The sequence below is a fragment of the Bradyrhizobium sp. CAR08 genome (genome assembly GCF_052871955.1).
Map to the genome: position 1 here is coordinate 664564 of NZ_JBIXJX010000001.1, position 12460 is coordinate 677023.

Below are 12460 nucleotides of genomic sequence, written 5' to 3' on the forward strand. Positions count from 1 at the left end.
TCGGCTGTCTCTGCGTCGGTTCGTCGGAGGGCCCGTCCGATGACAGAGCACCAGTTGAGAGAGCAGGAATTCCAGATCGCGCGGTACCGGCATTTGGAGCGCGAAGTGACCGATCCACTTGCCGCCTGTCTGCTTCACAGCATCATTGAAGACCTGGAGGCCGAGCTGCGCAGGAATAGCCCGGATTGGCTCGGGCCGCGCGATTAACGCTTTGTTAGCGCTGATCGTGTCGATATGCGCGAGGAAATACCAGGGGAGACTGCTCCCATGTTGAAGGACGGCACCTACGCCGCCTGGTACAAGACGCCGCTCGATCAGGGGACCGGGATCGTCCATATCGCAGACGGACAGATCTGGGGCTGCGACAGCCTGATGACCTATCACGGCTCTTGCAAGGTCGACGGCGATCGCTTCACCGCCACCGTGTCGACGAAGCGCCATACCGACGGACGCGCAACCGTGTTCGGCGTCGACGATGAGCTCACGCTGGACATCGAGGGAAACTGCCCGGGCAAGGTGGCGACCTACACGGCGACGGCAGCGCAAGCGCCGGGAATGATCCTCCAGGGTACGCTGATTCTGACGGAACAGCAGGCGCCCGCACCTGAACGAACCGGGCAGATGCCGCCGTTCAATCCCGACAAGCTGCCAAAGTTGCCGAAGCGCTCGCGCTGATCGCGGAAGCCCGCGCGCCACCGCGGCGGAAGGACCTCATGTCTGCTCCCGACCCAGGCAGACATTCCGCAATCCAGGCTCGCCAAGCAACGAGAACGGTCCCGTCGTTGGTCATGGCAACACCGAGCCAATTCATCCGCGCTGGATTCCCGCCGTCATCAAGCGATCACTGTGAATACGAAAGCTGATCTTCCGTGACGACTCGCTCGATTTTCTCCGACTTGCACTTGATGCGGTATCGGAGACGTCCATCGGACTCGATGGGCATATGCTGGACGATGGTGTAAATCATCGGTGGCTCAGTTGCGGCACGTCCTTGTGGGCCTTGGGGCTGGTGGCGAACGTCTTCATTCAGCTTGTAGGCATACGACATATATCTACCTCGAATTCACGGTGGCTCTGACGCGGGTCAGTCATTGTATCCCTGGCAGGACAGGCGCTTGGTCAAGCGGAAGAGGTTACCACAGTCTGATGCGGTCAAACCGCGTCATAAGTCAGTCGTTCTCTTGCTTGACCGGTGCAGACAGACAATCGCCCAGAGCGGAGCGGCGATGGCTGCAGCATACGCCATATTTGCGAAGTTTGGTCGTAATTTCCGAGCGGTATATGGCATTCTGTGAGCCTACGGGCCCTCGTATCGAGGGAACTGACAACTTCCTTGCCGGATTGGGCTGGAATTCGAATGACGGTGGGGCTGGTATTTCGGCTTTGGGGTAGCTCTGCCGACGATCGCCCTAGCCCCTTTCGGACAACTTTGTCGCATTCCGCAATCCTGCATCCTCGGCCCTCGGCTCGCCCGCTTCTCAAACGACCCGCGATTCGCCATGGTGCCACCGAAAGAGCATCACCCCGGAGCACGATCAATGTCGGACAAGGTCTCGCGTCGCCAGTTCGCCACGCTGGCGGGATTGTCCGCAGCCGGAATCGCCAATCCTCTCGACGTCGCGGACGCCAAGCCCGCATCGCCGCCGCGAAACGTGGACGGTTTCCCCGCGGGCTTCGTCTGGGGCACGGCGACCTCGTCCTATCAGGTCGAGGGCGCGGTCAACGAGGACGGGCGAGGGGCCTCGATCTGGGACAAGTTCGTCCGCATCCCCGGCAAGATCGAGGATGGCTCGACCGGCGACCGCGCCAACGAGCACTATCACCGCTACAAGGAGGACATCGCGCTCATCAGGGAGCTCGGCTGCAAGGCCTATCGCTTCTCGGTGGCCTGGCCGCGGCTGTTTCCGGACGGCGACGGCAAGCCCAACCCGAAGGGACTCGATTTCTACAACCGCCTGGTCGACGAACTCCTCAAGAACGGCATCGAGCCGTGGCTGACGCTCTATCATTGGGACCTGCCGCAATCGCTCCAGGACCGGTTTGGCGGCTGGCGGTCGACGGAGACCTGCAAGATCTTCGGTGATTACGCGGCCTATGTCGCCGAGCACCTGACCGATCGCGTCAAGAACGTATTCACACTGAACGAGAGCGGTCGCTTCGTCTATTTCGGCTACGGCATCGGCATCGACGCGCCCGGCGTGACGCTGCCACAAGCCGAGGTCAACCAGATCAGGCACAACAGCGCGCTCGCGCACGGGCTTGCGGTGCAGGCGGTACGCGCCCATGGCCGCCGTGGCACCAGGGTGGGGCCGGCGGAGAACATCGATGCCTGTGCCCCCGCGATCGACACGCCGGAGAACGTCCGCGCCGCAGAGATCGCGCTGCGCGAAATGAACGCCGGCTATCTCAACGTCATCATGACGGGCCAGTACACCGACGCCTTCCTGAAATTCGCCGGGCGCGACGCGCCGAAATACACGGATGCGGAGCTGAAGATCATCTCCTCGCCGGTCGATTTCCTCGGCCTCAACATCTACGCGCCGCAGAACTATGTGGTGGCCTCCGACCAGGGCGCGGGCTTCATGCCGCTGCCGATCCCGAAATCCTTCCCGCACATGAATTCGGACTGGCTGCGCGTCGGCCCCGAGACGATCTATTGGGTACCCAAGCTGGCGGCAAAGATCTGGAAAACGGACGCGATTTATATCAGCGAGAACGGCACCTCCGGCGACGACGTCGTGACGCCCGACGGCAAGATCTACGACACCGACCGCATCATGTATTTGCGCAACTACCTGGCCCAGCTCCAGCGCGCCACCGCCGAAGGCGTGCCGGTGCGCGGCTACTTCCTCTGGAGCCTGATGGACAATTTTGAATGGGTGTTCGGGCTCAACAAGCGCTTTGGGCTTTACCACGTCAATTTCGACACCCAGGTGCGCACGCCGAAACTCAGCGCCAGCTTCTATCGCAACGTGATCGCGAAGAACGCGGCGGGGGTGTGATCGCTCTCCCTCGCCCCGCTCTGCGGAAGGGCGACGAGCTTGGCTCGCGTTGAGAGGGCGGGGTGAGACGGTTCCGCCAGCGCGCATTGACTCCCTTCGCCCGCTGATTCAAAACGCCTCCAACCATTCAACAAGAGGATAACGCCAATGACCGACGCACTCATCATCGATGCCTGCCGGACCCCGCGCGGCGTCGGCAAGGCCGGCAAGGGGGCGCTCTCGGGCATTCATCCGCAGCAGCTGGGAGCAACCGTGCTGCGCGCGCTCGCGACGCGCACCGGCATCGACACCGCCGACGTCGACGACATCATCTGGGGCTGCAGCGCGCAGGTCGCAACGCAAGGCGGCGATCTCGGCCGCATGTCGGCGCTGGACGCCGGCTACGACGTATGCGCCAGTGCCGTGACGCTCGACCGCTTCTGCGGCTCCGGCATCACCGCCGTCAACATGGCCGCAAGCTCGATCATGTCGGGCACGGAGGATCTCGTCGTCGCCGGCGGCTGCGAGATGATGTCGATGGAAGGACGCCGCGGGGGCGGCCCGATGATGATGGACAACGGCAATCTGCGCCTGCGTGCGCGGCATCCGCAGTCGCATCAGGGCGTCTGCGCCGACGCGATCGCGACGCTTGAAAACATCACGCGAAGGGACGTCGACGCGCTTGGCCTCGAAAGTCAGAAGCGTGCCGCGCATGCGATCACGAACGGCCACTTCAAGAAGAGCCTCGTGCCGGTGCATCGCGAGGACGGCAGCCTCGCGCTCGACCATGAAGAATATCCGCGGCCGCAGACCACGATGGAAGGGCTGAGCGCGTTGAAGCCCGCATTCCCCGCGGTCGCCGACCATGCGCTCGACGACAAGGGCACGACCTATCGCGGCCTGATTCTGCAGAAGTACCCCGACCTCGAGATCGACTTCATGCACCACGCCGGCAATTCGTCCGGCGTCGTCGACGGCGCCGCCGCGATCCTTCTGGCTTCGCCCGCCTACGCCAGGGCGCACGGCCTGAAGCCGCGCGCCCGCGTCGTCGCGATGGCGAATATGGGGGACTCGCCGACGCTGATGCTGAACGCGCCGGTACCGGCGACGCACAAGGTGCTGGCGAAGGCGGGGCTGACCATCGACGACATCGACCTGTTCGAGATCAACGAGGCCTTTGCCGTGGTTGCGGAAAAATACATCCGCGACCTCAAGCTCGACCGCGCCAAGGTCAACGTCAACGGCGGCTCGATCGCGCTCGGCCATCCCATCGGCGCCACCGGCTCGATCCTGATCGGCACCCTGCTCGACGAGCTTGAACGGCGCGACTTGAAGCGCGGTCTCGTCACCATGTGCGCGGCCGGTGGCATGGCCCCGGCCGTCATCATCGAACGTATCTAGCGCGAGCGAAGCTCGTCGCGCTCCCTGGAAATAAGGGAGAGAAAGTACCCGCGATCGCCACATCACGACGATCTAGGCTTATTTTCCAGGGTGAATCGCGACCGGACTCCGACAAAGAGGCCGGTCATCGCTTGTCGAAAGCATCGAATCAGCTTTAGCAAGGCTGCGTGCGGGCCTTTGAAACAAGGTAAAATCCGCTGCCTGAGGCTTCTCCCGCTCCGGAAGTGGCTAAAAAGCAGGGTTTTTTGCCACAGAGGGCCAAAAAGCCCGTAAAACCCCGACAAAACTGTGCAGAAGGCTATAGGCCTTCACCGGTTGGTCTAATATGCAGCCGTCAACGAATCAGAGGAGACACGATGGCCACCCAAATGTCGAAATCGCAGCTGATCGAAAAGATCGCGACCACCACCGAGCTTTCCAAGCGTGACGTCAAGAGCGTCATGGAGACGCTGACCGACGTCGGTCACAAGGAGCTCAAGAAGAACGGCCTGTTCCTGGTGCCGGGCTTCGCCAAGTTCGTGGTCATCAAGAAGCCCGCCACCAAGGCGCGCAAGGGCACCAACCCGTTCACGGGCGAAGAGATGATGTTCAAGGCCAAGCCGGCCCGGAAGATCGTCCGCGCCCGCCCGGTCAAGGCCGCCAAGGACGCCGTGGGCTAACAACGCAAAGGCCCCCTCGAGCGAGGGGGCCTTTTGTTCGGGGCTGTCGCGAGGACTTGAGACGGAGGGCTCAACCCTTGCGGCGCTTCGCGCGGACCGGGATCGGCTGAAGCCGCGGTCCGGATGCCGCCAGCGCATCGCGAACCCCGTCGATGGCGCGATCGAGCAACTGGCGCAACCGCTGCGTCTTTCGCGATTGCTTCGCTTTTTCCAGCAGTTTCTTCATCGCATTCACTCCGCCGCTTCGACCTTGGCCTCGATTTTGGCCTCGGCCGGCTCGAGCGCCGCGGCGATGGCTTCGTCGACGCGCTCCAGCCAGATGAATTCGAGGTTGTCCCGCGCGCTCTGCGGGATATCGTCGTAATCCCGCTTGTTGCGCGCCGGCAGCATCACCCGCTTCAGGCCCGCGGCCGCGGCTGCCACCACCTTCTCCTTGATGCCACCGACCGGCAGCACCAGGCCGCGCAGCGAGATCTCGCCGGTCATGGCGGTGTCGCTGCGCACCGTGCGATTGGTGAGCAGGGACGTCAGCGCCGTGAACATCGCAACGCCCGCGCTCGGTCCGTCCTTCGGGGTCGCGCCTGCCGGCACGTGAACGTGGATGTCGCTCTTTTCGAACAGCTGCGGATCGATGCCGAGCTGCGTGGCCTTGCTCTTCACCAGCGTCATCGCAGCCTGCACGCTCTCGCGCATGACCTCGCCGAGCTGGCCGGTCAGGATCATGCCCCCGCGGCCTGATACCCGCGAGGCCTCGATGAACAGGATGTCGCCGCCGACCGGCGTCCAGGCCAGGCCAGTGGCCACGCCTGGAATGCTGGTGCGCTGCGCGATCTCGCCTTCGAAGCGCGGCTGGCCGAGCACAGTGCCGATGTCCTTTGGCGTCACGACGATCTTGGCAGCCGTGCCCTCGGCGACCTGCACGGCAGCATGGCGGAACAGCTTTCCGATCTCCCGCTCCAGGTTACGCACGCCGGCTTCGCGGGTGTAGCCCTTGACCACCAGCTTCAGCGCCTCCGGCTCGATCTCGGCTTGCTCCGGCGTCAAGCCGTTGGCCTCGAGCTGCCGCCGCACCAGATAGCGCCGCGCGATCTCCAGCTTCTCATCCTCGGTGTAGCCGGCGAGGCTGATCAGCTCCATGCGGTCCAGCAACGGACCCGGGATCTGGTCCAGCATATTGGCGGTCGCGATGAACACCACGCGCGACAGGTCGAAGGGCACGCCCAGGTAATTGTCCCGGAACGTCCCGTTCTGCTCGGGGTCGAGCACCTCCAGCATCGCGGCGGAAGGATCGCCCTGCACGCCGCGGCCCATCTTGTCGATCTCGTCCAGCATCATGACGCAGTTCCGGGCGCCGGCCTTCTTGATGCCCTGGATGATGTTGCCGGGCAGCGCGCCGATATAGGTGCGCCGGTGGCCGCGGATCTCGGCCTCGTCATGCACGCCGCCGAGGCTGACGCGCACGAAGGGACGGTCCATCGCGCGTGCGATGGACTGGCCGAGCGAGGTCTTGCCGACGCCGGGCGGTCCGATGAAGCACAGGATCGGCGCCTTGCCCTGCGGCGCCAGCTTGCGCACCGCCAGATATTCGATGATCCGGCTCTTGATCTTCTCCAGGCCAAAGTGATCGGCGTCGAGGATGCGGCGCGCTTCCTTGATGTCGATCGGCTTCTCCGCGGGCAGTGCCCACGGCAGCTCGATCAGCCAGTCCAGGTAAGTGCGGACCATGCCGGCCTCGCCGGCGGCCTCCGGCATGCGCTCGTAGCGGCGCAGCTCCTTCTTCGCATGTGCATCGGCCTCGGGCGGCATGTTGGCCTTGGCGATGGCAGCCGTCAGCTCGGCCACCTCGGCCGCCTTGCCGTCGCCTTCGCCGAGCTGGCGCTGAATGGTCGCCATCTGCTCGCGCAGGATCGCTTCGCGCTGCCGCTCGTCGAAGCTGGCGCGGGTCTGCTGGCCGATCTCGTTGCTGATGCGCAGCACCTCCAGCCGTTCGGCCAGATGCTTCGACACCTTCTCGACACGCAGAGCGAGGTCGATGGTCTCCAGCACCTCCTGCTTGTCCTGCGGCTTGATGTCCATGAACGAGGTCGCCAGGTCCGCCAGCGCGCCGGGCGCCGTGGTGCCCTGGAACATCGCGACCAGTTCGGGCGGCGCCTGCGGCAGCAGCTCGATCGCCTCGATGGCCTGGCGCTGCAGGTTCAGCCCGCGGGCCTCGATCTCGGGCGTGCTGGTGGTCGGCTCCGGAATCTGCTGGATCCGCGCGGCCGGGAACGGCGTCCCCGGCAGGAAGTCGAGGATGCGCGCGCGCTGCACGCCCTGGCAGACGATGTGATGGGTGCCGTCGGGCGCGGTGATGTAGCGCACGATGTTGGCGATGGTCGCGACCCGATAGAGGTCGTCCGGTCCGGGCTCCTCGGTCTCGGGGCTGCGTTGCAGGACGATGCCGACCGGTCGCTGCTCGCGCAGCGCCTGTTGCGCGGCGGCGACCGACTTCGGCCGTGCGATCGCGATCGGCGCGATGGCGCCGGGGAACAGCACCATTTCGCGCACGGGAATGATGATCAGCGCGTCTTCGGGAATCTTCACGTCGGAATTGCTCTGGGGATTGGTCGGTGCGGTATTCATTGGTTCGGTGGCCATGATCGACCTCAGGATTTGGCGAGGCGCAGCGCGACGCAGCCGTCCATCACGAAGCGGCTGATGGCGTAACGGCCAACGGGCAATGCAATGCGGCGCTCAAAACGCCCCTGCGGCAGTTCGAGCCGGTGGATGCGGGCGTTGCGAAGCTCTGGCGGAAGGGTGCGCTGGCCGGAGATGACGAGCACGCCGTCATGGATGACAGTCTCGACATTGTCGGGATTGACGCCGGGAAGCGCGACCAGGATCAGGAGCTCATGCTCGGTTTCGAGCACGTCGATCGGCGGCTCCCAGCAGGCTTCCTGCCGGCCGAACTGCTGGCGCAGCCGTTCGGCGCGGGTCAGCGAGTCCAAGGCTTCGGACAGCATCCAGTCGAGGGGATTTTTGGGTTGCATGATGCGGGCTCGGCGGGTGAGGAACGCTGAATATGGGGCCGGTTCCCGAGAATTCCAGCCCGGCTGCGCGCAGGTGCCATGCGGATCGTGCGATCCGAAAACAAGCGCCGCGGCCTTCCGGGCCGCGGCGTTCCGTCGTCACCCTATGTGTGCCTCAGGCCGCCTGGCGGTATTCCTCTTCCGCCTCGAGGTTGATCACGGAGGTGGCGAGCTCGGTCAGGGCGTGATCGGTCGCCTCTTCCTCGTCCAGCGTCGCCTGCAGCAGCTTTGCCGCGTCCTGCATGCCGAGCTCCTCGGCCCAGGTGCGCAGCGTGCCGTAGCGGGAGATTTCGTAGTGCTCGACCGCCTGCGCGGCTGCGAGCAGGCCGGCGTCGAGCGCAGGCGCGTTCTTGAACTCCTTCATGATCTCGGCACCTTCGTCGGTGATGCCGTTGATCGCTTCGCAAGGCTTGCCGCGGGCCGGCTTGCCCAGCATCTTAAAGATCTGGTCCAGACGTTTGACCTGGCCCTGGGTCTCGCGCAGATGCTTGTTGAAAGCCGCCGCGAGCTCCTTCGAGTTGGCAGCCTTGGCCATCTTGGGCAGGGTCTTGATGATCTTGTTCTCGGCGAAATAGATGTCCTTGAGCGTCTCCAGGAATAGGTCGCTCAACATCTTCGGCGCCTGACGGGCGCGGCCCGTCGACGATTTCTTGCTTGTGCGCTTCTTTGCTCGTTTTGCCATACATCCTCCTCTTGAGGTGACGCGCGAAGGCATCGCCTTCCGCAATCCTCAGGCGATCAAAAGCTTTCGGAGAACGAAAGTTCCAAACTGCAGCCTGCGCTCAGGTCGGGCGCTTGTAGGGATCTTCCTGCCGCTGCCGCGCCTCGGTGTTGCGGTCGAGCTGCGCGCGCTCGCGGCGCCGCAGGCGCCCCGCCTTCGCCACGCCGTAGACGAGGACCGCACCGAGCACGAAGGCACCGATGAACCAGAGCCAGAGCAGGTTGCCCGAAAGGTGACCCAGCAACATTCCAATTCCACTGTCACTCATTGTGCATCTCCGGTGATTTTCAAAGCGGTTCTATCGGGCTAAGTCAGTCCGCCAGCCATCGTTCCTGCGTCCAGGGAGCCCACCGAGACATGATCGACTTCACCCTGTCCGCGTTCGTGACACTGCTGCTCGTGGTCGATCCGGTGGGCCTTGCGCCGGCCTTCCTCGCCGCGACCGGAGGCATGCCCGACAAGACCAAACGCACCATCGCGCTACGCGCGCCGCTGATTGCGGCGTCGATCCTGGTGGTGATCGCCCTGATCGGAAACTGGCTGCTGCGCCAGCTCGGGATCGGCATCCCCGCCTTCCAGATCGCCGGCGGGCTGCTGCTGTTCGGCGTGTCCTACCAGATGATCTTCGGCGACCGTCCGCATCGCGAGGCCCGCGAGGCCGACAAGGCAACGTCGGAGCATGCCTCCGACGTCGCGGTATTCCCGCTGGCGATCCCGATGATGGCCGGTCCCGGCGCGATCGCCACCACGCTGCTCCTGACCGGCGATGCCGGCTACGGGCCGAGGCTCCCGATCATCATCGCGGTCGTGCTCGCCGTGTGCCTGCTCTGCATGCTCTGCTTTGTCTCCGCGAACATGATCGCGCGGACCCTCGGGCGCACCGGCAACGCCGTCCTCTCGCGCGTGCTCGGCATGCTGCTCGCGGCCTATTCGGTGCAGTTCGTGATCAACGGCTTCGCTGCTGTCCGGGCGAGCTTGCCGTAGAGCTGCGACAATCTGTTAATGCGTTGATTTTCATGTTTATTCCATGATGCCATGAGGCGGTTAGCGGGATCGCGCGCGATCCGGTCCGCTTTCTCTTGCGCTGCCATATTGCTTGACGTACTCCCCGTCTGACAGGCGCCCATCGTCAGGAAATCGAGATGTCGATGACAGCGGACGAGCTCGACAAGAGACAGGCCATCATCGGCGCCTGCCGCCGCATGAATGCGCTCGGCATCAACCAGGGCACCTCGGGCAATATCAGCGTCCGGCATGTGGACGGGCTTCTGGTCACCCCGACCAGCGTGCCCTACGACGCCATGACGCCGGACCAGATCGTGTTCATGACGATGGACGGATCGCACGCGCCCGATCAGAAGCCGTCCAGCGAGTGGCGCTTCCACCTCGACATCCTGAAGGCCCGGCCAGACGTCGACGCCGTCGTCCACGCCCATCCGACCTATTGCACCATCCTGGCGATCATGGGCCTGGAGATCCCGCCCGTGCACTACATGATTGCAGCCGCCGGCGGCGACAGCATCCGCTGCGCGCCCTATGCCACCTTCGGAACGGCGGAGCTGTCCGAACATGCCGTGCGGGCGCTGGAGGGGCGGCTTGCCTGCCTGCTCGACCATCACGGCATGATCGCAATCGGCAAGTCGCTGGACAAGGCGATGTGGCTCGCCGTCGAGGTCGAGACGCTGGCGCGGCAATATCACGGCTGTCTCCAGATCGGAGAGCCGCCGCTGCTGTCGAGCGCCGAGATCGAGCGGGTCCGCCAGCGCATGTCCGGTTACGGCATGTCGGAAGAGTAGGGCGGACAGAACGTGTTCCTGCGGATCAGACATCTCGCCGACCGCAAGGGGACGAACCGCATCATGGTTCGGCTGCGGGCGCTGCTGCGCAGCAACGAATTCTATCTGATCCCGCTGGCGCTGGTGATCGGCACGCTCGCCGGCGCCATCGTGACGCTGATGGCCGAGATTGCGCAGATTGCCCATATGGTGATCTACGGCATTCCCATCGACGTCCGCCTGTCCGCCAATACCAGCGTCAGTCCGTGGGCCGCGCTGATCGCGCCCGCGCTGGGCGGGTTGGTGCTTGGGATCATGGAGTGGTGGCGGCGACGGCTCAAGCTCTCCAGCGCGGTCGATCCGATCGAGGCGAACGCACTGCGCGGCGGCAATCTGTCGATGCGCGACAGCGTGGTGGTGTCCAGCCAGACGCTGATCTCGAACGGCTGCGGCGCCTCCGTCGGCCTCGAGGCCGGCTATACCCAGATCGGCTCGGGTATCGCCTCGTTGCTCGGCAAGTTCTTCAATCTGCGCCGCAACGATCTGCGCCTGATCGTCGGCTGCGGTGCCGCTGCGGCGATCGCGGCGGCCTTCGGTGCACCGATCACGGGCGCCTTCTACGCCTGCGAGCTGATCGTCGGCGTCTACTCGGTCGGCAGCGCGGCGCCGATCCTCGCCGCCTCGCTCGCGGGCGCCCTGACCGCGCAATGGCTCGGCGGCGCGCCATACTCGCTCGAAATACCCAAGGTCAGCGCCGTCGGCGTCGAGCAATATCTGGCGCTGATCGGTCTCGCGCTCGTCACCAGCGGTGTCGGCATCGCCGTGATGCGCTCGTCCTCGATGTTCGAGCGCCTGTTCAAATGGCTGCCGGTCTGGTTGCGCCCGGTGATCGGCGGCCTCATCGTCGGCAGTTTTGCGATCGTCACGCCGCAGGTGCTGGCGGCCGGCCACGGCGCAATGGTGCTCGATCTCTTTCACGACATGACGATCGGCCTGATCGCGCTGATCATCGCCTTGAAGGTGACGGCCTGCCTGATCTCGCTCGCCTCCGGTTTCCGCGGCGGCCTGTTCTTTGCCTCGCTGTTCGTGGGCAGCCTGATCGGAAAGTTCTTCTCCGCGGTGCTGCTCTTGATCAGCCCGAACTTCGTGATCGATCCGCTGGTCGCGATGCTGACGGGCATGGCGACGCTGGGCGTCGCCATCGTCGGCGGTCCCTTGACCATGTCGTTCCTCGTGCTCGAGATGACCCGCAACGTCGACGTTACCGCCGTGGTGCTCGCCGGCTGCATCGTCACCTCGATCTGCGTCCGCTTCATGTTCGGGCACTCCTTCTCGACCTGGCGCCTGCATCTGCGCGGCGAGACCATCCGCAGCGCCAACGACGTCGGCTGGCTGCGCAACCTCACCGTCGAGCGGCTGATGCGCTCAGATGTTGGCAAGGTGCCGTCGACGACGACGATCGCCGCGGTCCGCCGCGAATTCGCGCTGGGCTCGCGGCCCGGGATCGTCATCGTCAACAATGCGGACGAATATGTCGGCCTTGTCCTGCTGCCCGACCTGTTCTCGGGCGACCTCGACACCATCGCCGACGAAATCCAGGTGATCGAGCTCGCGCGCCTGACCGAGATCGTGCTGATCCCGGAAATGAACGTGAAGTCGGCGATGGCGGTGTTCGACGAGGCGGAGGCCGAGATGCTGGCGGTGGTCGATTCCACCGACAGCCGCAAGGTGGTTGGCTTCCTCACCGAGACCTTCGCCCGCCGCCGCTATGTCGAGGAGATCGACAAGGCGACGCGCGGCGTACTCGGCGCGCTGTCGTAAGGTCACGCGGAAGCGGGACGGCGTGCGTCATGCG

Annotated in this window: 13 protein-coding genes; 8 read left to right on the forward strand and 5 right to left on the reverse strand. The window is 64.6% G+C overall.

All coding sequences use genetic code 11. The annotated features are described in order from the left end of the window. Positions 1–39: 39 nt before the first annotated feature. From ACIPUD_RS03060 to ACIPUD_RS03080, 5 genes are all read left to right on the forward strand, one after another. Positions 40–207 carry a hypothetical protein gene (locus tag ACIPUD_RS03060; RefSeq protein ID WP_162847266.1) on the forward strand — a complete coding sequence of 56 codons (168 nt, stop codon included), beginning with the start codon at positions 40–42 and terminating at the stop codon, positions 205–207. Positions 208–267: 60 nt separating this feature from the next. Continuing rightward, positions 268–675 carry a hypothetical protein gene (locus tag ACIPUD_RS03065; RefSeq protein WP_018460275.1) on the forward strand — a complete coding sequence of 136 codons (408 nt, stop codon included), beginning with the start codon at positions 268–270 and terminating at the stop codon, positions 673–675. Between the two features lie 863 nt (positions 676–1538). Continuing rightward, entirely contained in the window at positions 1539–3002 is a 1464-nt protein-coding gene (locus ACIPUD_RS03070) for a GH1 family beta-glucosidase (RefSeq protein ID WP_446480085.1), read from the forward strand. Between the two features lie 147 nt (positions 3003–3149). After that, positions 3150–4382, forward strand: coding sequence for an acetyl-CoA C-acetyltransferase (locus tag ACIPUD_RS03075; protein WP_446480086.1), 1233 nt, complete (start codon positions 3150–3152; stop codon positions 4380–4382). Positions 4383–4738: 356 nt separating this feature from the next. Beyond that, positions 4739–5041 carry an HU family DNA-binding protein gene (locus tag ACIPUD_RS03080; RefSeq protein ID WP_007601427.1) on the forward strand — a complete coding sequence of 101 codons (303 nt, stop codon included), beginning with the start codon at positions 4739–4741 and terminating at the stop codon, positions 5039–5041. Between the two features lie 70 nt (positions 5042–5111). Here ACIPUD_RS03080 and ACIPUD_RS03085 read toward each other — a convergent pair whose 3' ends face one another. From ACIPUD_RS03085 to ACIPUD_RS03105, 5 genes are all read right to left on the reverse strand, one after another. Then, the gene (locus tag ACIPUD_RS03085; RefSeq protein ID WP_247295101.1) at positions 5112–5267 is read right to left on the reverse strand and encodes a hypothetical protein; all 156 of its coding nucleotides are present in this window, start codon (positions 5265–5267) and stop codon (positions 5112–5114) included. A gap of 5 nt (positions 5268–5272) precedes the next feature. Beyond that, positions 5273–7678, reverse strand: a complete 2406-nt coding sequence (gene lon / locus ACIPUD_RS03090; RefSeq protein ID WP_247295098.1) for an endopeptidase La — start codon at positions 7676–7678, stop codon at positions 5273–5275. 8 nt (positions 7679–7686) lie between these two features. Next, positions 7687–8070 carry an Hsp20/alpha crystallin family protein gene (locus ACIPUD_RS03095; RefSeq protein ID WP_007601432.1) on the reverse strand — a complete coding sequence of 128 codons (384 nt, stop codon included), beginning with the start codon at positions 8068–8070 and terminating at the stop codon, positions 7687–7689. Between the two features lie 154 nt (positions 8071–8224). Continuing rightward, entirely contained in the window at positions 8225–8791 is a 567-nt protein-coding gene (locus ACIPUD_RS03100) for a YciE/YciF ferroxidase family protein (RefSeq protein ID WP_085384836.1), read from the reverse strand. Between the two features lie 100 nt (positions 8792–8891). Further along, positions 8892–9098 (reverse strand): hypothetical protein, encoded by a 207-nt coding sequence (locus ACIPUD_RS03105; protein WP_007601434.1) that lies wholly within the window; start codon positions 9096–9098, stop codon positions 8892–8894. Positions 9099–9187: 89 nt separating this feature from the next. Between ACIPUD_RS03105 and ACIPUD_RS03110 the strand changes: the two genes are divergently transcribed. From ACIPUD_RS03110 to ACIPUD_RS03120, 3 genes are all read left to right on the forward strand, one after another. Continuing rightward, positions 9188–9814, forward strand: a complete 627-nt coding sequence (locus ACIPUD_RS03110; RefSeq protein ID WP_446480087.1) for a MarC family protein — start codon at positions 9188–9190, stop codon at positions 9812–9814. A 158-nt stretch (positions 9815–9972) separates the two neighbouring features. Next, positions 9973–10626 carry a class II aldolase/adducin family protein gene (locus tag ACIPUD_RS03115; protein WP_247475178.1) on the forward strand — a complete coding sequence of 218 codons (654 nt, stop codon included), beginning with the start codon at positions 9973–9975 and terminating at the stop codon, positions 10624–10626. 12 nt (positions 10627–10638) lie between these two features. Further along, positions 10639–12426: a chloride channel protein gene (locus ACIPUD_RS03120; protein ID WP_377791694.1), complete on the forward strand. Its 1788-nt coding sequence runs from the start codon at positions 10639–10641 to the stop codon at positions 12424–12426. Positions 12427–12460: the final 34 nt, after the last annotated feature.